Consider the following 26065-nt stretch of genomic DNA (forward strand, 5'->3'; position numbering starts at 1 on the left):
CGGAGCAGCCAATAAAAATACTGTTCCCAATCTCTATGAATTCAAGTATGACAGTATACTCAATACCGTGAAGACCCATCAGCCAAAACGCTTCCGAGCAACAGTGGGACTTCCCCTTGCACTGGGATTCTACGAGCAGCTTCCCTTCTGGCATACTCTCTTCACCTCTCTTGGTTTCAGGACGGTCATTTCCGATGAGAGTTCAAGAGATATGTACTATCTTGGACAGCATACCATACCCTCAGATACGGTATGCTACCCTGCAAAGCTTGCTCATGGACATATAGAGGATCTACTCGACAAGAGAGTGGATTTCATATTCTACCCATGCATGAGCTACAACCTTGACGAGGGTGGCAGCGACAATCACTTCAACTGCCCTGTGGTCGCCTATTATCCTGAGCTTCTCAAAGCCAATAATCCCCGCCTCAGCAGTGAAAACTTTATACACCCATATCTTGACCTCAATATCAGAAAGAACGTCATAAAGGTACTGGGACAGGCTTTGGGCAGGTACAATATAAAGGGCAGGCTCCCAGAGGCTGTAGACAGGGCTTATGAAGCCCTTGAGACCTATCACAATACCGTGACTCGTAAAGCAATGGAGATAATAAATCAGGCAAGAGCAGAGGGGAGGAAGATAATAGTCATTGCCGGCAGGCCATATCACATCGACAAGGAAATAAACCACGGCATACACAAGCTTGTGTCAAGCCTCGGCATGGCTGTTATCACTGAGGACAGCATCGCAGGTCTTGCGGAAACCCCGAAGTTGGGAGTGCTCAATCAGTGGACCTATCATTCACGCCTTTACCGTGCAGCGAAGTACGTGACTACTCAGCCTGATATGCAGCTCATACAGCTGGTATCCTTCGGTTGCGGAATAGATGCCGTCACCGGAGACGAGGTGAGAAGTATACTGGAAAGTCGCGGAAAGCTCTATACACAGCTCAAAATAGACGAGATAAACAACCTCGGCGCAGCAAGGATAAGACTCAGGAGCCTTGTTGCAGCTATGGAGCAGACAGAGAAAAAGCCTGCCATGAAGCGCGAGGTGCAGCCTGTGTGATACCGCAGGCTCCAAGCATTTATTATACGGAGGTCACTATGCCCGAATATGCAAAGTTTACCGAGGATATGATAAAGACCCATACTATCCTCGTTCCAGATATGCTGCCTATACACTTCAAAATGCTCATATCCATATTTGAAGCCAAGGGCTATAAGCTGGAGTTGCTACGGAACGATTCACGAGCCGTAGTTGACGAAGGTCTTAAAAACGTACACAACGACGCCTGCTATCCTGCACTGCTGGTAATAGGCCAGTTCATGGACGCGCTGAAAAGTGGGAAATATGACCCTGACAGGACAGCACTGCTCATAACACAGACAGGCGGCGGCTGCCGTGCCTCGAACTATATCCACCTGCTGAGAAAGGCTGTGGCAAAGAACTATCCCCAGATACCCGTGGTGTCTCTCAATTTCAGTGGACTTGAAAAGGACAGTGCTTTCAGGATAACAGCATCCATGTTCCTGAAAATGCTGTACGCCGTGTTATACGGCGACCTTCTCATGACATGCTATAACAAGTGCAGAGCCTACGAGATAAACAAGGGCGATTCTAAGAAAATGCTGGACAAATGGCACAGGAGACTGTGCAATATCTTCCTTAAGGGCAGCAGGATGTTTCTGAAAACCAAGAAGATATACAGGGATATACTGGACGATTTCGCATCTATTCCTCTCAGCAGCGAAAAGAAAATTAGGGTCGGCATAGTGGGAGAGATATACGTAAAATATTCTCCCCTTGCAAACAATCATCTTGAGGATTTCCTCATTTCAGAGGGTTGTGAGCCAGTAGTGCCGTCCTTGTTGGAGTTCGTGATGTACTGCGCTGCAGGAACATTCAACGACGCGAAGATATATGACCATACCACAAAGCAGTCTATATTCAATAAGATAGGCTATGAGCTTATATACGCAAAGCAGAAGGAACTCATCAAGGTCATGAAGGAGCAGGGCAGCTTTGAGCCCCTCCACGATTTCGAGCACCTTAGAAAGCTTGCCGACAAGTACATAAATCAGGGCGTAGTAATGGGCGAGGGCTGGCTGATACCTGCAGAAATGGCAGCTCTTGCAAAGTCCGGCGTCGAGAACATAATCTGCACCCAGCCTTTCGGCTGTCTGCCGAACCATATAGTTGCAAAGGGCATGTCTAGAGCCATAAAGCAGGACAACCCTAATGCAAATATAGTTGCTATAGACTATGACCCCGGAGCAACAAGAGTAAATCAGGAGAACCGTATAAAGCTCATGCTTGCCAACGCACGCCTTTGATATCCAATATATACCGTAAAACAAGGAGCTTGATATGATAAAGACAAGAACAGGTCAGGTCGTGGTATCGAACGAAAAACAGAATATGCTGCTGAAAAGGCTTTACGGTAGCATATTCGGAAGGGCTTTGTTGAAAGCGCTTACCGCTCCTGTTGTCTCGCGGGCAGCTGGCTGCTTCATGGATTCGGCGCTTTCAAAGCCATTGATAAAGCCATTTATCAGGAAAAGCAGCATAGATACGTCTGAGTATATTATGAAAGGGATAAATTCCTATAACGACTTCTTCACGCGCATGATAAAGCCGGGAAAACGTCCCGTAGATACTATCCCGGAGCATCTTGTAAGCCCCTGTGACTCGAAGCTGACTGTTCACAAGATAAGCAGCCGGAGCTTTTTCTGCATAAAGGGCTCACGTTACCGGGTATCCGATCTGCTCAGCAACGAGTCCCTTGCAAAGCGCTTCTGCGGTGGGTACTGCTGCATATTCCGCCTTGAGGTGAACGACTATCACCGTTACTGCTATATAGACGACGGCGTGAAAAGTGAGAATACCTTTATCCCCGGAGAGCTCCACACGGTCAATCCCATAGCTCTTGAAAGATACAATATTTACAAGCGCAACAGCAGGGAGTACACCGTGCTCCATACCGAGAATTTCGGCGACGTTGTGCAGATAGAGGTGGGAGCTATGCTGGTGGGCAGGATAGTGAACCTTCACGGCGAGAGCACCTTCAAGAGGGGCGACGAAAAGGGAAGATTCGAGTTTGGCGGGTCTACAGTAGTGCTGCTCTTTGAAAAGGGCAGGATAGCTCCGGACATGGATATACTGAGGAATTCGGCGGAGAACATAGAGACTGTCGTTAAGTACGGTGAAAAAATAGGTATAAAAGCGTAATCTCAGGAGAAATGATATGAAAAAGCTATACATACTGCTGCTTTGCGTTGCAATGCTCACGGCTGTGGGCTGTCTTGAAAAGAAGGAGCCTATCCCTGTGAACAGACCGGCGGTGGAGGTGCCGCCTACAGTGGAGCCATATACTGTGGAGGACGGAGTGTTCGACGTAGAAGCTGTCAGAAGCAATATAAATATTAAGGGGCAGCATTTCAACATGCCGGTGAAGCTTTCAGCCCTTGGTGAAGGTTGGGAGTACCGCCTATACAACAGAAAGGAATACGGTCTGAAAGAGGGCAGCGGCTACGCAAAGCTGTACTATAAGGGTGTTGAAATGGGTACTGCCTCGCTGGAGAACTGCTATACCGGAGCGGAGGCTGAAAGCTTGATATACAGCATTTCCGTACAGTCCAGCGACTGCGATATCTACGGTATAGTGCCTTTTGTGTCCACGGCTGCGGACGTTGAAAGGCTTCTTGGCAAGCCCGATGACGAGCAATATATGCAGGAGCCCTTCATGCACTGCTATAACTACGGTATTCTTAACGGAGCTGACGCAAACGGCATAGAAAGAGCCCATTCCCTTACGGTGGATCTCGATCCGGATGGTGTTGTCGATTATCTCAGCATAACCTATTCTCAGCTAGAGGAATAAGCTCAGAGCTGTCTGTAAGGGCGGCTCTGAAATTTTTTCGTATTTTCCTATTGACAAAAGGAAAAAAGTATAGTATAATGTGTAAAGTGATTTTGCATTACACCCTGATGAGGTACGCGAAAAATGGCTAAGGAACTGAAATTTGTAATGCTCCTTGACTGCTATGGAGACTTGCTCACAGAGCACCAGCGCAGCATAATGGAGATGTATTACTGTGAGGACCTTTCTCTTGCGGAGATAGGTCAGCCGCTGGATATCACAAGACAGGCAGTGCGCAGTATAATAAAGCGTACAGAGGATATACTACTCAACTACGAGGAAAAGCTTGGTTTCGCTGAAAGGCTCGACAAAATGCGGGTATACTTCGGCAGGATAGAGTCTTCCGCTGAGCATATCACCGACGAGGACATAAAAAAAGAAATAACAGAAGATATAAAAAAGGTGAGGGAGCTCCTGTGAGCTGTCTGCCTATTCCATAAACAGGAGGCTTAACAATGGCATTCGAGGGACTTTCCGAAAAACTTAACAACGTCTTCAAAAAACTTAAATCAAGAGGAAAGCTCACAGAGTCCGATGTTAAAGAGGCTATGCGCGAGGTCCGACTTGCACTCCTTGAAGCCGACGTAAGCTATAAGGTAGTAAAGGACTTCGTAAAGAATGTTACGGAGCGTGCTGTGGGCGAAGAAGTGCTTTCCAGCCTTACTCCTGCTCAACAGGTAATAAAGATAGTTAACGATGAGCTAGTAGCTCTCATGGGCAATAGCAACGCCCGTATAAATATGGCTTCAAAGCCGCCAACGGTAGTTATGATGTGCGGTTTGCAGGGTTCAGGTAAGACCACCCATGCCGCAAAGCTTGCGAAGCTGCTCAAAAAAGAGGGGCACCGTCCCCTGTTAGCAGCCTGCGATATATATCGTCCTGCCGCTATAAATCAGTTACAAGTAGTTGGTGCAAAGGCTGATGTAAAGGTCTTTGAAATGGGTCAGACAGATCCTGTCATCATTGCAAAGAAGGCTCTTGCCTACGCTAAGGACTACGGTCACGATATCCTTATCATAGATACCGCAGGTCGTCTTCATATAGATGAGACCCTCATGGACGAGCTGGTAAACATCAAGAATGAGACCCAGCCTGATGAGATAATGCTGGTAGTTGACGCTATGACAGGTCAGGACGCAGTAAACGTTGCAAAGGCGTTTGACGACGCCGTAGGCATCACAGGCGTGCTCATGTCAAAGCTCGATTCAGATACAAGAGGCGGAGCGGCACTGTCCGTACTTTCCGTTACAGGCAAGCCTATCAAGTTCGTGGGTATGGGTGAAAAGCTCGACGATTTCGAACAGTTCCACCCCGAGAGAATGGCTTCGAGGATACTTGGCATGGGCGATGTGCTCACCCTTATCGAAAAGGCTGAGAATGTCATGTCCCAGAAAGATGCCGAAAAGCTTACAAAGAAGTTCAAGGAGAACAAGTTCGATATGGACGACCTCCTCGACCAGATGAAGCAGATAAAGCGTATGGGATCAATGAAGTCCATACTCGGAATGCTCCCAGGAGTTGGAGATAAAATCAAGGACGCTGATATCGATGAGAGCCAGCTTGGAAGAGTAGAGGCTATGATAACCTCTATGACGAAGGCTGAAAGAGCTAAGCCCTCTATCATCAATCCCTCCCGCAAAAAGCGTATCGCAAATGGCTCGGGAACAAAGGTGGAGGACGTGAACAGACTTCTAAAGCAGTTTGAGCAGATGCAGTCTGTAATGAAGAAGTTTACTGGCAAGGGTGGCAAGATGTCACTTCGCAAGGCAAGAAAGAACCTTGCAGGCATGAACTTTGACAAGTTCACAGGCAAGGGCGGCGGCAATCTGCCTTTCTGATGTGTTTTCAATGCGGTCTCCCGCCGCTTGAATATATTATTTCCAAATACGGAGGTGAATACAATGGCAGTAAAGATCAGACTCAGAAGAATGGGCGCTAAGAAGGCTCCTTTCTATCGTGTAGTTGTTGCTGACGCAAGATACCCCAGAGACGGTCGTTTCGTTGAGGAAATCGGTTTCTATGATCCTACAAAGGAGCCCTCTGTTGTTAAGATAGACGCAGATAAGGCTAAGGAGTGGATCGCAAAGGGTGCTCAGCCTACAGACACAGTAAAGGCTATCCTCAAGAAAGAGGGAGTTCTTTGATCATAAGCTAAATGGAAGAGGAGAGGCTTGAGCGTCTCTGCCTCTGTCCGTCAGCTTTACGGAGGTTTTTACAATGAAAGATTTACTTTATGCCATCGCAGCAGGTCTCGTAGAAGATAAAACTGCCATAAATATTACCGAGGACGCACCCGACGAGGAGGGCGTTATAGTTTTTCATCTTAACGTTGCTCCGGATGATATGGGTCGAGTTATAGGCAAACAGGGCAGGATAGCAAAGGCTCTCCGTACGATCATGCGTGCAGGTGCAGCTAAGAAAGACCAGAAGGTCTCTGTTACGATCGAATAAGTAGGAGCTCCCCTATCCGGGAGCTTTTTATTTATATATGTTTGTTTATATTTACAAAAAATATATTGACAAAAAACGTTAATTCTGATAGAATAATTCTATCATGATTAAGGAGGAAAAACCATGAAATGCAAATACTGCAATTATGAAAACAAGCCTGGAGACAAGTACTGTGAGAATTGCGGTGCTTCTCTCGAAACATCGTCAGGGGCAATGGACGATATTTCCATGGCTGCGATACCGACTGCGGCATCGTCGTCATCAGGCACACAGTCAAATACTTACGGACAGCCAAGCGGCTACGGTCAGTCAAGCAGTTACGGACAGACAGGCAGCAGCAACGCCCAGTCAAATACTTATGGACAGTCCGGCTACGGTCAGTCAAATAGCTACGGACAGACAGGCAGCAGCAATGCTCAGACTAATGCTTATGGACAGTCCGGCTACGGTCAGACAAACAGCTACGGACAGACAGGCAGCAGCAGTGCTCAGTCCAATTCTTATGGACAGACAAGCTACGGTCAGACAAACAGCTACGGACAGACAGGCAGCAGCAATGCTCAGTCCAATGCTTACGGACAGTCAGGCTATGGACAGTCAAATAGCTACGGACAGACAGGCAGCAGCAATGCTCAGTCCAACGCTTACGGACAGTCAGGCTACGGTCAGTCAAACAGCTACGGACAGCCTAGCGGTTACGGTCAGGCAGGCGGCTATAAACAGAACAATTCCTACGGTTCAGGCGGCTATGGAATGCCTTATGATACCGGTTCATACAATATGAGCGACGAAAGCCCCAAAAACGTTGATATGACGGGAGCTTTAAAGCTTTTCTTCAAGAACTATACAAATTTCAGCGGACGCTCAACACGAAGCGAATACTGGTATGTCTATCTGTGGACCTTCATATTCAATATGGTGGTAAGATTTATAGGCAATATCGGCGGAACAAGCCTTGCAAATACCCTGTCGATCGTCGTTGGTGTTGCTATTTTCGTACCCAGCTTAGCAGTATCAGTAAGAAGACTTCATGACGCAGGCAAAACAGGCTGGTGGGCAGGAATTCAGTATATTATCTTAGCTTTAATGCTCGTTTTTGTGATCATTGCCGGAATCAACGGATCATACCAAGGAATGATCGGAATCCTTGGTATAGGTTTAATAGCTTTGTTGGTCATTTCGATCATTATGCTTATTTTCCTTTGCAGACCGAGCGACGGACCTAATCAGTGGGGATTGCCCGCAGCTCCAAAATTCAGAAATTAAATTCAAAAAGGCTTCCGAAATGGAAGCCTTTTTTGAATTATTTATCCTCGTCACTGCTGCCGAAGTAGAGCTCTGTTATATGCTCTAAGCCGAACTTTTCCGCAAAGTGCTCAAAGTCCTTTTTAGCCATTATAAGGCTGTAGCCGTTATCATCAAAGAAATCATCGTCCATATCGCTGAGCTGGGCATAGAATTCAAGACCTATCATCAGGTTTTCCTTGGTGTTGTTATCAGAGAGCCGGTCAAGCTCCTCAACAGCACCTTTCGGCTCGCCGCTGCGCATTTGCTCTATAAGGGCGAACGCCTTCTGTCTTTCGACTTCCTGAAGCATTTCAAAGGATCTCTCGACCTTTGCACCAAAGACCACCTTTGCGATAACAGCGGTCATCTCTTTTATCTGCCGCATGATATAATCCTGTTCAAACATAAACAGCCTCCTTTCGGTATAAAAAGCGGACCTGCCGCTTATGGCACGACAGGTCTGTATTGGTTGTCAAAAATCAAGCTTTGAGCGGAGCTTCTCAAAGAAACTCTGGCGCTTTGCGTAGTTTTTTTCGTTGAGTGAAGCCTCGAACTCTTTCAGGAGATCCTTCTGCTTCTTTGTGAGATTCTTTGGTACTTCTACGTATATCTTTACGTACTGGTTTCCGCGGTCAGTGCGGTGAAGACGTGTAACACCCTTGCCCTTGAGGCGGAAAATAGTGCCTGTCTGAGTGCCCTCGCCGATTGTGTATTTTACGTCTCCGTCGATAGTGGGAACTGTTATCTCCGCGCCGAGAACAGCTTCCATATAAGTAACAGGGATATCGCAGTGTATGTCGTAGCCCTCACGTCTGAATATGGGGTGGGACTTTACGTTGATGCCAACGAGAAGATCGCCACTGGGACCGCCGTTAACGCCGCAGTCGCCCTGACCGCCGATACGCAGTGTCTGTCCGTCATCAATACCGGCCGGAATATCCACGGATACGGTCTTTTGCACTCTTATACGTCCTACGCCGCGGCACTTGCTGCACGGGTTCTTGATTATCTTGCCCTTGCCTCCGCAGTGTGGACATGGCTTTGTTGAGGAAATAGCGCCGAAGGGAGTGCGCTGAGTAGCCTTGATAGTACCTCTTCCTTGACAGTCCGGACAAATATCTGGAGTTGAGCCTGCCTCTGCGCCAGAGCCCTTACAGGATTCGCATACACACATGCGGTTTATTTTGAGATCCTGTTTTTTGCCATTGCAGGCGTCCATAAAGCTGATAGAAACAGTCTCCTGAATATCCGCGCCTCTTCTCGGAGCGTTTACGTTTGACCGCTTTGAGCCGCCGCCGAAGCCGAAGCCGCCGAAGATACTGCCGAGGATATCGTCCATATCGGCAAAGCCGCCGAAGCCGCCCATGCCGTCAGCGCCGCCGTAGCTCGGGTCAACTCCGGCATGACCGTACTGGTCGTAACGGGCACGCTTTTCCGGGTCTGAGAGCACCTCATTAGCCTCGTTTATCTCCTGAAACTTTTCAACATAGGAAGGATCGTCGGGGTGAAGGTCGGGGTGGTTCTCTCTTGCCTTTTTACGGAAGGCCTTTTTTATCTCATCCTCGGAAGCACCCTTCTGTATACCGAGGACTTCATAATAATCTCTTTTTTCAGCCATATCTATTCTCCTTATTAGTGAGTAGTGAAGTAGAGAGTAGAGAGTAGTATGAAGAAGCTGAAACTACTTTCTACTTACTACTTTCTACTTACTAATTTGCGTGTCTGTAAATACACCTTTAGGGCGAAGTAATTCCCCGCCCTAAAAGCCTTATCAACTGTTCTCAATTGAATCCTCAAATTTGCCTCTGCCGCCGTCGTAGCCCGAAAACTCGTCGTTCGCAAGTTTATAGAAGCCCTTAAAGCCAAGATAAGCCAATGCGATAAGTGCGGCAATTATCAAAACAGTCTTCAATTTTTTATTCATAGATCAAACCTCTGTGAAGTCTGCGTCAACTACTCCGTCATCATTTCCGCCCTGAGCACCTGCGTCAGCCGCACCGCCCATATTAGCAAACTGTGATGGGTCTATGCCCTGTCCGCCGTTGGGAGCTGCCTGCTGGTATATCTTAGCGGAGAGGTCGTAGAATGCCTTCTGGAGATCTTCCTTAAGTGACTTTATCTCATCGTTGTTGTCAGCTGCGATAGCGGACTTAAGAGCTGTGCATTTAGCCTCGATATTGGACTTCTCATCAGCGGATACCTTGTCACCGAAGTCTGTGAGAGCCTTCTCGCACTGGAATACAAGGTTTTCAGCCTCGTTCTTGTTGTCAACAGCTTCACGGCGCTTCTTGTCCTCAGCAGCGTACTGCTCAGCTTCCTTTACAGCCTTGTCGATGTCATCCTTGGACATATTTGTAGAAGCTGTGATAGAGATGTTCTGCTCCTTACCTGTGCCGAGGTCCTTAGCGGATACGTGAACGATGCCGTTCTGGTCGATATCGAAGGTAACCTCAATCTGAGGGATTCCTCTCGGAGCGGGAGCGATACCGTCAAGACGGAAGGTACCAAGCTGCTTGTTGTCTCTTGCAAATTCACGCTCACCCTGAAGTACGTTGATATCAACAGCAGGCTGGTTGTCAGCATAAGTTGAGAATACCTGTGACTTCTTTGTAGGGATAGTCGTATTTCTTTCAATCATTCTTGTGCATACTCCTCCTGCTGTCTCGATACCGAGTGAGAGAGGAGTAACATCGAGAAGGAGAAGACCGTTCTTGACATCGCCGCCGAGAACACCGCCCTGATATGCAGCACCGAGAGCTACACACTCGTCAGGATTGATGCCCTTGAAGGGCTCTTTGCCAATGAGCTTCTTTACTGCTTCCTGTACAGCAGGGATTCTTGAAGAACCGCCGACCATAAGCACCTTGTTGATCTCAGATATGCTCAGACCGCTGTCACTGAGAGCCTGTCTTACAGGTCCCATTGTGGATTCTACGAGGTCAGCTGTGAGCTCGTTGAACTTAGCCTGTGTAAGTGTGAGGTCGAGATGTTTAGGTGTGCCGCTTGCGTCAACAGTAATGAAGGGGATATTGATATTTGATGTTGTAGTAGAAGAAAGCTCGATCTTTGACTTTTCAGCTGCGTCCTTAAGTCTCTGAGCAGCCATTTTGTCCTGTGAAAGGTCGATGCCCTCAGTTTTCTTGAACTCATCAACTATCCAATTGATGATACGCTGGTCGAAGTCGTCGCCGCCGAGACGGTTGTTACCTGCTGTAGCAAGAACCTGCTGAACATCCTCACCCATTTCGATGATTGAAACATCGAAGGTACCGCCACCGAGGTCGTATACCATTACGGTCTGCTCTTCTTCCTTGTCAATACCGTATGAGAGAGCTGCTGCTGTAGGCTCGTTGATAATACGCTTAACAGTAAGACCTGCAATCTGACCTGCGTCCTTGGTTGCCTGTCTCTGTGAGTCTGTGAAGTAAGCAGGAACTGTGATTACAGCCTCTGTTACAGGCTCGCCGAGGTATGCCTCTGCGTCAGCCTTTAGCTTCTGGAGTATCATAGCTGATATCTCCTGAGGAGTATAGTTCTTGCCATCGATGCTTACTTTATAATCAGAACCCATGTGTCTCTTGATAGAAGAAACAGTTCTGTCATGGTTTGTGATAGCCTGTCTCTTAGCCACCTGACCAACGAGACGCTCGCCGTTGTTTGTGAAGGCAACGACGGAAGGAGTTGTTCTTGCACCCTCGCTGTTGGGGATAACTACGGCATTACCGCCCTCCATAACAGCTACGCAAGAGTTAGTTGTACCAAGATCGATACCAATGATTTTTCCCATAATATATTCCTCCTGATCTATAAGCCATCAGCTTTTAGCCAATGGAGTCCGCATTGCGGACGGATTTAATTGTTTTGATTGATATGAAGTCCTGCCAAAGTTAATGGCTAACGGCTAAACAGCCACTGCTACCATAGCAGGTCTTATCAGTTTATCCCCAAGCATATAGCCTTTCTGGAACACTGCGCACACGTAATTGCTTGCGTAGTCCGTTCCGTCCTGCTGCTGTATCGCATTGTGCAGGTTCGGGTCGAATTCAGTGCCGAGAGCTTCTATCTCGCTGACGTTCATCTGCGTCAGGAAGCTTTTGAACTGATTGTAGATCATGTTCATGCCGTTTTTGAAGTTCTCGTCGGAACATTCTGCTTCAAGTGACCTCTCGAAGCTGTCTAGCACGGGGAGAAGCTTCTCTACACACTGAACGGAAGCGTTCTGATAAGTCTCAGTTTTCTCCTTTGCGGTCCTTTTGCGATAGTTGTCGTACTCCGCGAACAACCTCAGGTATTTATCCTTTTCCTCTGCGAGGGCGTCTTCGAGGTCGGCAAACTGAGCAGCTGAATCATTGTATTCACTAGCAGCGTCTGCTTCATCGAGGTCGTCGGTACCTTCCTCTGCATCCTCGGTGATATCCTCGTCGAGCTCATCGAGAGGCTCTGAGATATTCTCGTTTTTCTCCATCGGTCATTGCTCCTTTCTACGGCTCCTGTATATCTGACGGAGCGTTTGTTATGTCATCGTCGCTGTCCATGAGAGCAGATATCTTCTGCGTCAAGTACTCGACGTAAGGAATTATCTTTTTGTAGTCCACACGCATGGGACCTATTATTCCCAGCGAACCGGCTTCCTTGCCGCCCTTGCGGTATTTTGATACTATAAGGCTTGAATTGCCTATTGCGAAGCTGTCGTTCTCCGAGCCGAACTTAACCTGAATGCCGCTGAAAGCGTTTTCAAGCATCTCGGAAAGTCCGTCCTTGTGCTCAATGAATTTTACGACCTCCATTTTGTCCAGCTCATCACAGGAGAGAAGCTTTTCACTTCCACTGACTGTCATCTCCTGCTGGCGAAGATCCTCAGAAAGCTCGCATATACCCTTTACAAGGGGGGAGAGCGATACCATATAGGCACTTACCGCGGCAACCATTTTGTCGAACATTTCCTCCGAGAGGTCATCGACTGATACACCGCTGAGGTTTTCTTCTATATAATGTGTAAAGAAATCGAGCTGTTCGTGGCTCAGGTCGAATTCCAGTCTGCAAGCCTTGTTTTTTATGCTTCCGTTTGAGGTTATCAGAAGGATAACATAAAGTCGCTTTCCTGTGGGAATGACCTCTACCTTTGATATTACTGAGAAACGCGGTACTGCGTTGGTAACTACTGCGGCGCACTGAGTTATCTCAGTGAGAGCGGTAGCGGCGTTCTGCACAAGGAGCTCCTCCGGAGTGTCCTTGCCGCCCAGCATTTCATCGAGTCTCAGCTTTTCCTCCTCTGGCAGATCGTGGGGAGTCATGAGCTCATCGATGTAAAGGCGATAGCCCTTGAAAGTTGGTACCCTTCCTGCTGAAGTGTGAGGCTGTTCGAGATAGCCGAGCTGCTCCAGCACTGCCATATCGTTTCGGATAGTAGCAGAAGAAACGTTTATATTTTCAAGCTGTGAGATTGATTTTGACCCAACAGGCTCACCTGTCCGGACGTATTCGTCAACCACGGCAGCAAGTATTTTCAGCTTTCTGTCGTCCAATGCACTCACGACCTTTCAGTCTCGTTAGCACTCTATCTCTTCGAGTGCTAATTATAATTTATCACTATTGTGATGTTTTGTCAAGGGGTTTATACATTTTCGGCTTTTTAACCTATTTTTACCACCTGTTTATGTGTATTTAGAGCAAATTGACAAAGAGTATAACAAAGCGGTTTTTCGTGATTCTTCCTATTGACAAAGGCGGTTTTTCACTGTATAATAAAGGTGCAGTAAGGTACTGCATCAAAATGTTTGAAGAGTAAAAATGCGTTCGTTATACCTACGGGTATTCCAGTGTTGACCGGACGGGGAGTTGTCGGTCAAACGAAAAGCTTTGGCTTACGGTTCGTATTTTGCATCCCGCTTCATAGGACAACTAAAAAGAGACTATGCCTTCTTTTCTTGTCGTATGAGTGAGGAAAAGGAGGATTTTTTTATGACTACAAACAACAGAGAAGCTGCGGTAAAGCAGAATATCAGACTTTTCGGCAGCACAAAGGTGCTCATCGTTGCGGCGCTTCTTGCGGCAATGAGCATCGTGTTGGGCAAATTAGGTTCTATCAACATCGGAAACAGTATCCGTATCGGCTTCGGCGGAATGCCTATACAGATGGCAGGTATCTTCTTCGGACCTGTTGTGGGAGCTGCTGTGGGACTTGTTGCGGACATCATAGGCTGTCTAATAAAGGGCTATGCCATAAATCCTATTATCACCATAGGCATGACCTGTATCGGACTTTTCTCAGGTCTGGTGTTCCACTATGCACTCCGTCCCATGAAGAACCGTCTTCTGCCGAGAATAGCCATTTCGACTGTTGCAGCTCACGCTGTAGGCTCAATGCTCATCACATCCTTCGGACTTTACGCCTACTATCATACTCCCTTTGAGACTCTTATACTTCGCGTGCCGATATACCTTATAACAGCGGCTCTGGAAACTGCCGTTATTTACCTTATGCTCAAAAACAAGGCATTTTCCGCAGAGCTTGAAAAGGTGAGAAGAAAATGAACTTCACGGAGGCGCTGGATTATCTGAAAAAGGCTGCCGAAAGGGGCAGCGTCCTCGGACTTTCCCGTATCACCAAGCTTCTCAGGCTCTTGGGAGACCCGCAGGATAAGGTCAGGACGGTACATATCGCAGGCACCAACGGAAAGGGCTCCTTCGGGGCTATGCTGACCTCTGTGCTGAAAAGCGCCGGCTACAGGGTCGGGGGATTTTCTTCCCCTGCACTGACCGGAGTTACGGACAGCTTCCGTATAGGCGGCGAGGAGATATCCGGTGAGGAGTTCGCGGAGCTTATCGGCGATATAGCGCCAGTCTGCGAGAGTATGGCGGAAAAGCCCACGGAGTTCGAGGTGCTGACGGCGGCTGCCTTTGAGCTCTTTATACGGAAAAAATGCGATATAGCGCTGGTAGAGTGCGGAATGGGTGGCGACCTCGATTCCACAAACGTGATAAAAGCTCCTGTATTATCGGTGATAACCAATGTTCAGAAGGATCATGCCGCTTTCCTCGGAGATACAATTGCGGAGATAGCCTCCCACAAAAGCGGTATCATAAAGCCCGGCAGACCCGTGTATTTCGGCGGCGACAGCGAGGAAGCCTACGAGATAGTAATGGATACTGCGGAGAAAATGGGGGCGGAGCTGTTCCTGCCTGACTATTCGCAGTTCTCGTGGTCTGACGAGAGCTGTACCGTAAACGGTACAGATATCGCTTATAAGGGCGAAAAGCTCCATATACCGCTCCTTGGCACCTATCAGTGCGAGAATGCGGTGAACGTGCTGAGCTGCGTTGAGATACTGAAGCGCGAGGGCTGGGATATACCTGCAAGCGCGGTCCGGGAGGGACTTGAAAACGTGAAATGGCACGGGCGCTTCGAGGTGATGCACCGAGAGCCCCTTATCATTTACGACGGCGCTCACAATCCCGACGGCATACGCTGCGCGGCGGACAGTATACGCCGGTATTTCGATAAAAGAGTGATACTGCTCATTGGTGTCATGGCTGACAAGGAGTACGGGCTCTATGCGGATATGCTCGAAGGGCTTGTAGATACGGTATTTACCGTAAAGCCCGATAATTCCCGTTCTCTGGACAGTACAGTCCTTGCGGAGACCTTCCGGGAAAAGGGCATCAGGGCAGTGCCTTACAAGGTCTATTCCGAGGGAGTAAGGGTTGCGTTTTCCTGTGCGGCGGAAAAGAAACTTCCTCTTATTGCCCTTGGTACTCTCTATATGTACAAGCAGTTCTCGGAGGAGCTTGAAGCTGTCATGAACTCATGACAGTTCCGAGCAATGAAAGCCCTCTCTGTAAAGGGGCTGGAATGGACTGAAATTCAACGTAAAACCATTGAATATTGAAAAAATTATTTTCGACTTTGTATATATGCACAAAAAAGGGCGGTACAAGACCGTCCTTTTTTATCTTTCGTTGGCTTTGTGCTTGCCTATGGTGAAGGTGCTCGCCTTCCACTTTCCGTCCTCGCTGACGGACTTTACCACCATGCTCTCAACTATTCCCATATTATTAACAGGGACCTTCGCTGTGAAGTGATCCTCGGCGGATTCAGTCATTTCCGGCTGACCGGTATACTCAAAGCCGCCGTTCCTGCCGGAGCTTATAAGGTAAAGGCTTCCGCTTACCTCCTTGAAGGAGGCATTGTCGCCCTCGTATAGACCCTTGTACTTTTCAAGGAGCTCGCCGCAGAAATGGTCGGCGATGAACTGCTTTACCTGTTCGAGACTCTTGAAGCGGCTGTCAGTTACAAGAAAATAGTCTGACGGGAAATCGCTGCCGTTTATTTTGATATTTACCTGCTTTACGACCTCCTCGTCGATCTCAACTCCTGTGCCTGCCTGCATCATATCCGCTGTGCTTATGGCTTCAAACAGCCTTACAGCATCGGCAAGGTGCTCGTCGGAGACCTCCTCCGCAGTTGTGACCTCAGTCGCAGCGGCTGTAGTAGTCGTTGAGGCTGCCGCAGTGGTCTCCGTGACCGCAGCTGTGGTAACGCTTGTTGTGACTGCTGTTTCAGCCGGGGAAGAGCCGGACGAAGACGTCTTATCGCCGCAGGAAGCCGCTGAAATGCACAGTACGGCTGCTGCTGCGAGATATATTATCTTCCTTTTGTTCATATTTATCCTTTCTTGTTACAGTTTCTATTTATATGCCTGTACATATTATGATACACATTTTTCGCGCATAATTCAAGATAAAAATTTCACAAACTTTATGGGAGCTTTACCGCTTTTTAGTGTAATTAGTGCAGACCGGAACGCTGTTTTTCCGCGGTGCTGCGCGGCTTTGAGATATATGTAATTTATATATAAATATATATAAGGATTATAGCAAACTTATGGTTGATTTCACGGGAATTATGTGATATTATTAAAATGACAAAGTGTCCGTGAAAAAATTTTAAAATCTGGGTGCGACAAAGCAGTACTTTTTTCGTCTAAGTAGTAAAGGATTCAACAATGCCCACTAAGTTATTTATGAGGAGTTGATACTATGCAAAAGAAGATACTTGCGTTTTTAACTGCGGCAATGTGCTTTGCAGGTGTTGTACCTGTAAATGCGACTGCCGAAGTGAAGGGACTTCAAGAAGCAGGCGGCAGCAGTCTTATCTCAGGTGAACAGTCTGTCGGCGTTTATGAGGGATATTATTATAAGCTCAGCGATATAAGCGAGACTGCTGAAGCCGATACTGCGAAGCTGATAATCGACGAAAGCTATTCCTCCGATACAGTCAGCAGCAGCTGTACTATAAAAAGTCTCGGCAGAGAACTTACTATAGATGCAGGAAATAATGATATCATCGTTCTTCTTGATGAAGCTGTCCTCGAAAAGACCATAACCGTAAAAGCTGATAAAGGCTCTGTTACATTTTTTATACAGGGAAGCCTTGTCTGCGGAAAAGAAAGCAAGGGCATTGTATGGCATGAGATATGTGACGGCTGTAAAATTACCTATGATAAGTATATGCCTATCTGTTTTTACGGCACTGAGGACTCTGTCATAACACTGAACGATGAAGCGATTTTATGCGGCAGTCTGAGACTTCCGTATACAGTTCTTGATGACAGGAGCAGCGGAGCTTTCAAGATAGAGTATATTTCTGAGTATGATAATATACCAACTTTCATGAAGCCTTCGATCATTGGCAATGTACTGTTAAAAAAGCTCGTGAACGCTGAAAAAACAGCTTTTGCTTATTGCGGCGGAAAAGCTGAAACAGGTGATGTTTCAGAGATCAAGGATATTGCTGTGTTTGAGGAAGGCGAAATGATGACGCTTGATGATGTTGTTGAGCTTTCCAAGAAGGGCAATGCTCTCACGTTGAATGATTTTGCTAAGTTCAAGGGCGTTATAGCAGGTTCGGGAATTTTTATCCTTGAATATGACCTCGGAAAAGGCTATACTCTCATGGTGGGAAGTGTAGCGCTCGATAAGATCGACTATGCAAGACTGCGCTATACAGGCAGCGAAAAATATATTGATATCCGTACAGACGATGTGGAAGAGTTTATAGCAGAAATGAATGCTAAAAACGACCCTACAGTGCTGAAAGGCACTGAGACCCTGACCCTTGATATCGTGAAGGAGCTTTCCAAAAAGGGCAGTGCTCTTGACTGGAAGGACTTCGAGGCATACAAGGGCAGAGACATCGGTTCGGGTCTCTATATATGGGAATTCGAGCTGGAGGACGGCTTCAAGCTCCTTGTGGGCGGAGTGACCGGCAGAACTCCCGATTATATAGTCCTTATGCGCGGCGATGAAAAAACCATTGATATCCGTACGGACGACGTTGAGGAGTTTATCGAAACGGCTCCGAAGAAAATATCCTACAGGATAGTAAAGGCTCCCGACAAGGTTGTATACAGGACAGGCGAACGCATTGACCTTACAGGAATACAGGTTGAGGTCACTGTCGGCTCCGGTGAGCCGGTGATCTATACCTACCCTGATGTTGCTTTTGACTATCAGTCTGATATACCCAAGTCGCCTTCGGTTGTTCTCAGCACTAATTTCCGCAGCGATATAGCAGGTACATATAAAGTAAAGGTCGTGGACGCGGATAACGTAAGCTTCGATGTTGAAGTCGTTAATGATGAAGAAACATCATCAAGTACCGCAATGGTAACGGTCCTTGAAATAAATAATGATATCATGCTGCTCAAGCCTGCGGAGGGCTCAGGCTTGATGAGGTCTGCCGATAGACTGACCATGGGAACACAGGTACTTGGCAGTGATATCACGCCTGCTGTCGGCATGAAGCTCAAAATCTCTTACAGCGATATCCTTGAGACCTATCCTGCAATGTTCGGCAGGATAGACAAGGTGGCTGCAGTTCAGGACGAAAACGGTTTTATCAGGGGCGACGCCAACTGCGACGAACAGGTGGATATGGCAGACGCTGTGCTTATCATGCAGGCTCTTGCAAATCCCGACAGGTACGGCAGGAACGGAAAGGATAACAGATATATTACCGAGCTTGGCGTACTCAACGGTGACATGGACGGCAACGGACTGACTGTGGGCGACGCACAGGCGATACAGCTCAAGCTGCTGGGACTGGATAAAGAAGATTCTCAGAGTATTACCGGCTCCATGATAGCAAATAAGCTGTTCAGGTATGAAAAATCAACTGATTTCGGCGTATATGCCATATCGACCCAAAGGAACGGAAGTTATTTATGTATTGAAGGCGATTTTGACGCTCCCCGTGACACCGGAACATGGAAAGTATCAGAAAATACGGTTGTTCTGACGGGTCAGTTCGGCACAAACCGTTTCAGATATGAGGACGGTACTCTGATATACATTGCAGAGGGTTCTGACGGCTTCGACATTAAGCCGAAGGACGGAGAAAAGTTTTATTCACTTTTCGACAACTCCGGCATAAGCTTTACTCAGCCCAAGCTCAGCGATATAGTAACTATAAAGACCGATTACAATCCTGCAATGAGCAACTGGTCTGGAATAGGCATACTGCTTGAATTTGCTTCTCCGGAATACGATATCTCACTGGAAGCAGCCGACGGTCATTTTGTGGACTGGGACATAAAAGCAGGCAGCGGACCTATCAGTAATGAAGGCAAGTCATGTGATATCGGCAAAAACGGCTATACATTCTGGGCTTCCGACAGCTTTGGCTATCCCGACGGCTATGAGACTGAGATAACAGTTAACGGCAAAAGCGGAGGCAGGCAGGTCGAGCTGGGCAAGATATATATAACTCAGGTGAACGGCATGACATTTGAGGCTTCACTTGAAAAGCCGAACAGCTCGGCTGTAGCAGGAAAGAAATTTGTATACGAAAAGGAAGGCTTCGGCGGAGACTGTTATATAGATTTTAAAGAGGACGGAATGTTTTTATATTCTCCCGGATATCTGAGCAGCTATCTCGGCGGCGGAACATGGGAAATATCAGGAGACAGAGTTATTCTGACTCAGGAAAATGACGGAATGTCGGGAAAGCGTGTCAACTGCTTCCGTATCGTGGGAAACGAGCTGATATATATTGAAGAGGATTCGGATAGTTTTATCGGCACCACTGTAAAAGACGGGGAGAAATTCTACGTAAAAACTGAGCTTGACGAGATCAGGCAGTAGCTGTCCGACTTCTTTGCCGCAGAAAAGATAGACTATACAGTTGTCCCCAAGGACAAAATGCCTGAGCAGTTTGCGGATAAGTATGTATTTATAGAGGTCAATACCGCTGATACAGACTATGCGGCACGTTACGGCGAGTTTTTGAAGGATTCCGGCATTGACAGAATTCTTATAAAGTCTATCCCCTACAGAACAGACAGCGACACAGAGCTTAACAAGATAAGAGCCCTGCTGTACTGCTATATACTTGAAAACAATATAAACGCAAGTGTTGATCCTACCGATGAAGAGGAAGACCTGAAAAACAAGACTGTTCTTGTAAAATACGCTGATTCCTCAGGAACACGCGCTCAGCTTGAAAAGTTCCTTAAAGAAAAGAACATTGACCTTGATTTGGTTGAATTTTTCGCAGTTGAATAAAACCAAAAGCTCCGCACATTGCGGAGCTTTTCATTATCCCGAATAATTACGAATTACGCATTAAAAAAGGACTGCCGAAGCAGTCCTTTTTTATCTATCAGCCGATCTTGGGAAGATTTGCAAGTGACTTTGCGATCTCCTCGTCTGTGGGGATATAATCGCTCATTGTACCGTCGTTGTATGCGCCGTAAGCGTACATATCAAAATATCCTGTACCTGTGAGACCAAAGAGGATAGTCTTCTCCTCGCCTGTCTCCTTGCACTTGAGAGCTTCGTCGATAGCAGCTCGGATAGCGTGGCTGCTCTCGGGAGCAGGGAGTATTCCCTCAACTCTTGCGAACATCTCAGCAGCCTCGAATACGGCTGTCTGCTCAACTGAGGTAGCCTCCATAAGACCCTGATCGTAGAGCTCTGAGAGTATGGAGCTCATGCCGTGATAGCGGAGACCGCCTGCGTGGTTGGGTGAAGGCATGAAGCCGCTGCCAAGTGTGTACATCTTCTGGAGAGGGCAAACCTTACCTGTGTCGCAGAAGTCGTAAGCGTAGGTACCTCTTGTGAAGCTGGGGCATGATGCAGGCTCAACAGCGATAATGCGGTAATCTGCTTCGCCGCGGAGCTTCTGACCCATGAAGGGTGAGATAAGTCCGCCGAGGTTGGAACCGCCGCCTGCGCAGCCGATGATGATATCGGGCTTGATGCCGTACTTGTCCATAGCAGCCTTTGATTCAAGACCTATGATAGACTGGTGGAGGAGTACCTGAGCGAGAACGCTTCCGAGAACGTAGCGGTAGCCTTCCTTTGTTGTGGCAGCCTCTACAGCCTCTGAGATAGCGCAGCCGAGGCTTCCGTTAGTGCCGGGAAAGTCCTCCAGTATCTTTCTGCCGATCTCTGTTGTATTTGAAGGCGAAGGAGTTACGTTTGCGCCGTAGGTACGCATTACCTCGCGGCGGAAGGGCTTCTGCTCGTAGCTTACCTTGACCATATAAACGTTGCAGTCCAGTCCGAAGTAAGCGCAGGCCATTGAAAGAGCTGTGCCCCACTGACCGGCTCCGGTCTCTGTGGTAACGCCCTTGAGGCCCTGCTTTTTTGCATAGTAAGCCTGAGCAATAGCAGAGTTGAGTTTGTGACTTCCGCTGGTGTTGTTGCCCTCGAACTTGTAGTATATCTTAGCAGGAGTTCCCAGCTTCTTTTCGAGGAAATAAGCTCTTACGAGAGGAGAGGGACGGAACATTTTGTAGAAGTCCTGTATCTCCTGTGGGATATCTATGAAAGGTGTAGTCTCGTCAAGCTCCTGCTTTACCAGCTCATCGCAGAAAACGTGGCTGAGCTCCTCTGCTGTACAGGGCTTGCCTGTGCCAGGATTTATAAGAGGTGCGGGCTTCTTTTTCATATCAGCGCGTACATTGTACCACTGCTTGGGAAGCTCTTTTTCTTCGAGATAGATCTTGTAAGGTATTTTTTCATTTGACATTGACATAGTAATTCTCCTTATTCATAATAATATATAGGTTCGTACTATGCTGAGACAGAAATATAAAAAGCTTCTGTCCCGGCATAAAATGCGGGGACAGAAGCTGTAAATCCTTCTGCGGTGCCACCCTGCTTGACGCTTTGCGTCCACTCAGTACGTACATAATATACGACGGTTTTGTTAACGCAGAGCCTCTGCGTCTCACCTACGCAGCACGTTGTTTCACGCGCCTTCAGCTTGCCCTCAGAAGTCCATTCACTCTGCCTCTCTTACCTGCTCGCACCTGCCGCAGGCTCTCTGAAAAGATAAAACAGGAGCTACTCACACTTCTTCAACGGTTTTGTACAACGAAATTATAACACAGACAGCTGGATATGTCAATAGCAGCGGCTGTTTTTTCATAAAAGCAACTAAGAAGATATTTCGTCTGAGGGTGAATTTGTAGTGAAATTTCAAAAAACACGGCTGTGCCTGAACAGATATACGGTCAATTGCATGATTTTTTACCGAAAAGCACAGCATAAAATCGGAAAAGGGCTTTTCAACAGCCGGCAAAAGTGATATAATATTACTTGATGTCGCTGCGGTACTTCGCACGGGTACGTGAGATACTTTCCTCGCTTCGCTTTATGAGGTTAAGGAGTGAGGACGAGTACTGTGCATAGTCCTTCTGGAGAGTGGCCGTAGTAACATATAGAGTATCGAAGTTGTCAACGCAGTCGTTGCCGTCTAGAGCGATACCGCTTGAAGCGGCTTTGATATTAGCCTCGCTCATGGATACAATGGCATTGGCGCTGTCGTTTGCGATGACCTTAGGGATACGGAAGAGCTTCTGGTCGTTGTGAGGGTTAGCGTTGTAAACGATACGGAAGAGCTTGTATACCGACAGCATGAGGTAAGAGGATACCTCTTTTATGAGGGTTATGCTGTTTGCCTTCTGTGCAAGGCTGAAGAGAAGACTGATAGAGTTGTTGATAATCCTTCTGTTGAAGTTGATGATTTCGGGAGAAGGCATTTTCATGCTGTTGTTTCCATCATCGTCGGGTATATCCTCAATAGTGATAGTCTTTCCTTCCGGTTCGGGAGTTCTGCCCAGCAGATAGTCGCAGGAAACATTATAATAATCTGCAATTTTTACAAGGAAGTTAAGTCCGCACTCTCGTATTCCCTTTTCGTAGTGCGAGAGAAGAGCCTGCGAGATACCTAAATCCGTTGCAGCCTGCTTCTGACTGATATGTCTTTCCTTACGCTGTAAAGTAATAATTCTTGCGAAATCCGAGTTCATTGAAATTCCTCCAAATCGTATAGTTTTGAAAAAAATCTTATACATATATTATAATACAAACTGTATAATTTGTAAATATGCAGAAATATGAAAGAATTTGTTGAAAAAAGTAGTGTTTTTCGTGAAAATTACTAAGAGTTAAAAAAACGAGCAGTATTTTTGTGCAAAATTATCCTATCTGTAGCACCTGCGTGAGAGCGGTGCTGAGATAAATATATATATATATAAGGAGAGTGCCATGAAAGGTTACAGGATAAGCGTGCTCCGTCACGGCATGACGGAGGCTAATGAAAAGGGAATATACATAGGTAGCACCGATCTACCCCTGTCTGACAAGGGCGCGGCAGACCTTGCAGCTAAAATGGACGAGTTCGACTACCCTACTGTACATAGAGTTTACTCGTCACCGCTGAAAAGATGCATAGAGACCGCCGAGATACTTTTCCCATATACTGAGCTTTGTCCCGTGGACGACCTGAGAGAGCTGAATTTCGGCGATTTTGAGAACAAGAGCATCGACGAGCTAGCAAAGAGAGCTGACTATAACCAATGGCTCCGCGGCGGTAAGGAGAGCCGGCCGCCTAACGGCGAAAGCCTTGAGGAGCTTACAGCCCGTACCTACAAAGCTCTCCATGCGGTTATAATGGATATGATGGAGTCAGGGCTCACCCACTGCGCCATGATAACCCACGGCGGTATCATATCAAATATGCTTAGCTGCTTTGGAATACCCAAATATCCACCCACACAGATAACTGCTGAGGCAGGTGGCGGCTTCGATATTATTGTTACCACTCAGATGTGGCTTAATTCACAGGCATTTGAAATTCTTGGATACTGCCCCTACGACAGGATACCCGACGAGGAATACTGATGTTTTTTCGTATATTTCTTAAAAAAACGCCGATAATATCTGCAAAACATTCTTCGGAGGCGCAGATATGAAGGTCAGGGAGCTGATAAGATATACGGACAGGCTGCTGAAAGGCAGACGAACAAGGACTATGCTTATATGCATACTTCCGGTGGCAGCGGAGCTGTTTTTTCGCTGTGCAGAAGCTACGGCATGCAGTCTGCTACTATATTTCGGGGATTCTGAGCCTATCAGCATATTCGGCAGTAGCGATCCCGTGAGACTTGCGGTAACGGCAGTAAGCACTGTAATGAGGTGGATCACAGCCGCCCCGCTGATGTATGCGGCGGTATACAGGCTTTACGGCATGACTGCGGAGCGCTCCGAAAAGCGCTGCCAGTCTTTTTCGCGGATACTGCTGAGAAAATGCACATTCAGGCGCAGTATATCTGCTGCCCTGTGGACGAGGACTGCTGGACTTCTTGCGCTTGTGCCGGCAGTATTCTTCGGAGTATCGACGTTTGGGCTGATACATGAAAAGATGTTTGCAGACGAATTCTTTGCTGCTGCGAACGCGGCCTTTCTCACGGTAGTATCGGTGGTTGTTTGGATGTCACTGAAATTGAGCTTTGCAGCGGTGCCTTACATTTTAGTGCATTGTCCCAAGCTCACTGCCTTTCACGCTATGCTGTACTCAGTAAGGCTCATGAGCGGACGGAAAAGAGTGCTTCTCAGGCTCATAATGGTTTATTTCCCCTATATGCTTACAGTGGTGATGCTGCCTTATGCCGTTACAAAGCTCATGACCGCTTTTTCGCTGAGTATCGACATTTTTATCAAGGAGGACGAGTACCTTGAAACGAATAGAGCTGATGGTGAATACCGCAAAGCCCGTAACGCTGGAAAAATTTCTCACAGGAGAAAAAGGCGTATCAAGGCGATTGCTGACAAGGCTTAAACGCCGGTTTGGGGGCATAACCCGTAATGGTGAGACCATACGCAGTATAGACGAGGTACGGCAGGGAGACATTATAGTTCTCAGTCTCGCCGACGACAGCTTCCTTGAACCCAACGGCAGACTGAACGTCCCAATAGCCTTTGAGAATGACAGCCTTGTGGTGTTCGACAAGCCCAACGGAATGCCTGTACACCCTTCCATACGTCATCAGGGCGACACTCTCGGGAATTACTTCGCTTACCTTTATCCTGAGCTGACCTTCCGCTCGGTGAACAGGCTCGACCGGGACACATCGGGGCTGTGCGTCATAGCCAAGGACGCTCTTGCGGCAAAGTTGCTGCAAGGGAGCTGCAAAAAGGTATACTATGCGGCTGTATACGGCACTATCCCTGAGAGCGGCACTATAGACGCTCCCATAGCCCGTGAGAGGGAGTCTATAATACTCAGGTGCGTCCGTGAGGACGGACAGCGTGCGGTAACGCACTATAAGCGTCTGCAATGCAATGGGAGGTACTCTCTTGCGGAGATAGATCTCGAAACGGGACGTACTCACCAGATAAGGGTACATTTTGCTCATATCGGAGCTCCTCTCGCGGGGGATGATCTCTACGGCGGACTTCGTGACGATATAAACAGACAGGCTCTTCACTGTGGCAGGATAACCTTCGATGATCCGATGACAGGAGAGAGCATAACAGTTTCCTCGGAAATACCAGAGGATATAAGATTGCTTTTCACACAGGAGGAAAAATAATGGAAAAGATAGCAAGTTTTCAGGTAGACCACACAAAATTCAGCGTGGGTATGTACATATCACGCATAGATGATGATATAGTAACTTACGACGTCCGCATGGTAAAGCCTAACGGCGGCGTATACCTTGCGACTCCATCAATGCATACCATAGAGCATTTATTTGCGACCTATGCGAGGAATTCCGAGTTTGGAAAGAGTATAGTATACGTGGGACCTATGGGCTGTCGCACCGGCTTTTATCTCCTCACAAGGGGACTTTCTCATGAGAACGCAATAAAACTGGTGCGTGAAGCATATACATTCATCAGGGACTACGAGGGCGAGATACCCGGCTGTACAGAGGTTGAGTGCGGGAACTACCGCGAGCATGACCTTGCCTCCGCAAAGAAGGACGTAGTTCTGCTGCTTGATAAGCTTGAAGGGTATACAGTGGAAATGCTAGATTATTCATGGCATTTTGACAAAAACTAATAGTCGATTTTGTGCATGATGATGAAATATCCCCTGAATAAGGAGA

General features: G+C 47.4%; 26 protein-coding genes and 1 riboswitch. Of the genes, 17 read left to right on the forward strand and 9 right to left on the reverse strand.

What is annotated here, in order from left to right; genetic code table 11:
- The 9 genes from J6U00_RS04300 to J6U00_RS04340 form a co-directional block, all read left to right on the forward strand.
- A partial coding sequence (locus J6U00_RS04300; protein WP_296579368.1) for an acyl-CoA dehydratase activase-related protein occupies positions 1-1069 on the forward strand: 1069 nt, incomplete at its 5' end.
- A 38-nt stretch (positions 1070-1107) separates the two neighbouring features.
- On the forward strand, positions 1108-2337 hold the full coding sequence (locus J6U00_RS04305) for a 2-hydroxyacyl-CoA dehydratase (protein ID WP_296579372.1): 1230 nt from the start codon (positions 1108-1110) through the stop codon (positions 2335-2337).
- 34 nt (positions 2338-2371) lie between these two features.
- Complete coding sequence (locus tag J6U00_RS04310) at positions 2372-3232, forward strand: phosphatidylserine decarboxylase (protein WP_296579375.1); 861 nt, start codon at positions 2372-2374, stop codon at positions 3230-3232.
- A gap of 16 nt (positions 3233-3248) precedes the next feature.
- Complete coding sequence (locus tag J6U00_RS04315; protein ID WP_296579380.1) at positions 3249-3884, forward strand: hypothetical protein; 636 nt, start codon at positions 3249-3251, stop codon at positions 3882-3884.
- A gap of 123 nt (positions 3885-4007) precedes the next feature.
- Positions 4008-4343, forward strand: coding sequence for a YlxM family DNA-binding protein (gene ylxM, locus J6U00_RS04320; RefSeq protein ID WP_296579384.1), 336 nt, complete (start codon positions 4008-4010; stop codon positions 4341-4343).
- Between the two features lie 35 nt (positions 4344-4378).
- Entirely contained in the window at positions 4379-5761 is a 1383-nt protein-coding gene (ffh, locus tag J6U00_RS04325; protein WP_296579386.1) for a signal recognition particle protein, read from the forward strand.
- 63 nt (positions 5762-5824) lie between these two features.
- Complete coding sequence (rpsP, locus tag J6U00_RS04330; protein WP_296579388.1) at positions 5825-6067, forward strand: 30S ribosomal protein S16; 243 nt, start codon at positions 5825-5827, stop codon at positions 6065-6067.
- Between the two features lie 73 nt (positions 6068-6140).
- Positions 6141-6374 carry a KH domain-containing protein gene (locus tag J6U00_RS04335; RefSeq protein ID WP_295075757.1) on the forward strand — a complete coding sequence of 78 codons (234 nt, stop codon included), beginning with the start codon at positions 6141-6143 and terminating at the stop codon, positions 6372-6374.
- 123 nt (positions 6375-6497) lie between these two features.
- The gene (locus J6U00_RS04340) at positions 6498-7640 is read left to right on the forward strand and encodes a DUF805 domain-containing protein (protein ID WP_296579391.1); all 1143 of its coding nucleotides are present in this window, start codon (positions 6498-6500) and stop codon (positions 7638-7640) included.
- A 37-nt stretch (positions 7641-7677) separates the two neighbouring features.
- On the opposite strand, the gene J6U00_RS04345 is transcribed toward J6U00_RS04340, so the two are convergent.
- The 6 genes from J6U00_RS04345 to hrcA form a co-directional block, all read right to left on the reverse strand.
- Complete coding sequence (locus J6U00_RS04345) at positions 7678-8067, reverse strand: DUF6483 family protein (protein ID WP_296579394.1); 390 nt, start codon at positions 8065-8067, stop codon at positions 7678-7680.
- A gap of 66 nt (positions 8068-8133) precedes the next feature.
- Entirely contained in the window at positions 8134-9279 is a 1146-nt protein-coding gene (gene dnaJ / locus J6U00_RS04350; protein ID WP_296579397.1) for a molecular chaperone DnaJ, read from the reverse strand.
- A gap of 153 nt (positions 9280-9432) precedes the next feature.
- Positions 9433-9585 carry a hypothetical protein gene (locus tag J6U00_RS04355; RefSeq protein WP_296579401.1) on the reverse strand — a complete coding sequence of 51 codons (153 nt, stop codon included), beginning with the start codon at positions 9583-9585 and terminating at the stop codon, positions 9433-9435.
- A gap of 3 nt (positions 9586-9588) precedes the next feature.
- Positions 9589-11448, reverse strand: coding sequence for a molecular chaperone DnaK (dnaK, locus tag J6U00_RS04360; RefSeq protein WP_296579404.1), 1860 nt, complete (start codon positions 11446-11448; stop codon positions 9589-9591).
- Positions 11449-11562: 114 nt separating this feature from the next.
- A complete protein-coding gene (gene grpE / locus J6U00_RS04365; protein WP_296579407.1) occupies positions 11563-12126 on the reverse strand; it encodes a nucleotide exchange factor GrpE in 564 nt (187 codons plus the stop codon).
- A 16-nt stretch (positions 12127-12142) separates the two neighbouring features.
- Positions 12143-13186, reverse strand: a complete 1044-nt coding sequence (hrcA, locus tag J6U00_RS04370) for a heat-inducible transcriptional repressor HrcA (protein ID WP_296579410.1) — start codon at positions 13184-13186, stop codon at positions 12143-12145.
- Positions 13187-13439: 253 nt separating this feature from the next.
- Positions 13440-13554: riboswitch (THF riboswitch) on the forward strand.
- A 68-nt stretch (positions 13555-13622) separates the two neighbouring features.
- Here hrcA and J6U00_RS04375 point away from each other — a divergent pair.
- Positions 13623-14195, forward strand: coding sequence for a folate family ECF transporter S component (locus tag J6U00_RS04375; RefSeq protein ID WP_296579412.1), 573 nt, complete (start codon positions 13623-13625; stop codon positions 14193-14195).
- A complete protein-coding gene (locus J6U00_RS04380) occupies positions 14192-15472 on the forward strand; it encodes a folylpolyglutamate synthase/dihydrofolate synthase family protein (protein ID WP_296579414.1) in 1281 nt (426 codons plus the stop codon). Before J6U00_RS04375 ends, J6U00_RS04380 begins: the two co-directional genes overlap by 4 nt.
- A gap of 138 nt (positions 15473-15610) precedes the next feature.
- On the opposite strand, the gene J6U00_RS04385 is transcribed toward J6U00_RS04380, so the two are convergent.
- Entirely contained in the window at positions 15611-16324 is a 714-nt protein-coding gene (locus J6U00_RS04385) for a hypothetical protein (protein WP_296579418.1), read from the reverse strand.
- 376 nt (positions 16325-16700) lie between these two features.
- Here J6U00_RS04385 and J6U00_RS04390 point away from each other — a divergent pair, with 376 nt between their 5' ends.
- Positions 16701-19805 carry a hypothetical protein gene (locus J6U00_RS04390; RefSeq protein WP_296579420.1) on the forward strand — a complete coding sequence of 1035 codons (3105 nt, stop codon included), beginning with the start codon at positions 16701-16703 and terminating at the stop codon, positions 19803-19805.
- A 57-nt stretch (positions 19806-19862) separates the two neighbouring features.
- Entirely contained in the window at positions 19863-20225 is a 363-nt protein-coding gene (locus tag J6U00_RS04395; RefSeq protein WP_296579423.1) for a hypothetical protein, read from the forward strand.
- A 97-nt stretch (positions 20226-20322) separates the two neighbouring features.
- Here the strand turns inward: J6U00_RS04395 and J6U00_RS04400 are convergent, their stop codons facing one another.
- Positions 20323-21696: a TrpB-like pyridoxal phosphate-dependent enzyme gene (locus J6U00_RS04400; protein WP_296579426.1), complete on the reverse strand. Its 1374-nt coding sequence runs from the start codon at positions 21694-21696 to the stop codon at positions 20323-20325.
- A 568-nt stretch (positions 21697-22264) separates the two neighbouring features.
- Positions 22265-22981, reverse strand: coding sequence for a helix-turn-helix domain-containing protein (locus J6U00_RS04405; protein ID WP_024861164.1), 717 nt, complete (start codon positions 22979-22981; stop codon positions 22265-22267).
- 238 nt (positions 22982-23219) lie between these two features.
- On the opposite strand from J6U00_RS04405, the gene J6U00_RS04410 reads away from it, so the two are divergent.
- From J6U00_RS04410 to J6U00_RS04425, 4 genes are all read left to right on the forward strand, one after another.
- Complete coding sequence (locus J6U00_RS04410) at positions 23220-23855, forward strand: histidine phosphatase family protein (RefSeq protein ID WP_296579429.1); 636 nt, start codon at positions 23220-23222, stop codon at positions 23853-23855.
- A gap of 67 nt (positions 23856-23922) precedes the next feature.
- On the forward strand, positions 23923-24792 hold the full coding sequence (locus J6U00_RS04415) for a hypothetical protein (RefSeq protein WP_296579432.1): 870 nt from the start codon (positions 23923-23925) through the stop codon (positions 24790-24792).
- Positions 24689-25546 (forward strand): RluA family pseudouridine synthase, encoded by an 858-nt coding sequence (locus J6U00_RS04420; RefSeq protein ID WP_296579436.1) that lies wholly within the window; start codon positions 24689-24691, stop codon positions 25544-25546. Before J6U00_RS04415 ends, J6U00_RS04420 begins: the two co-directional genes overlap by 104 nt.
- Positions 25546-26019 carry an S-ribosylhomocysteine lyase gene (locus tag J6U00_RS04425; protein WP_296579439.1) on the forward strand — a complete coding sequence of 158 codons (474 nt, stop codon included), beginning with the start codon at positions 25546-25548 and terminating at the stop codon, positions 26017-26019. The genes J6U00_RS04420 and J6U00_RS04425 overlap by 1 nt, the downstream gene beginning before the upstream one ends.
- Positions 26020-26065: the final 46 nt, after the last annotated feature.

Source organism: Ruminococcus sp. (assembly GCF_017650195.1).
Classification (GTDB): domain Bacteria; phylum Bacillota; class Clostridia; order Oscillospirales; family Ruminococcaceae; genus Ruminococcus.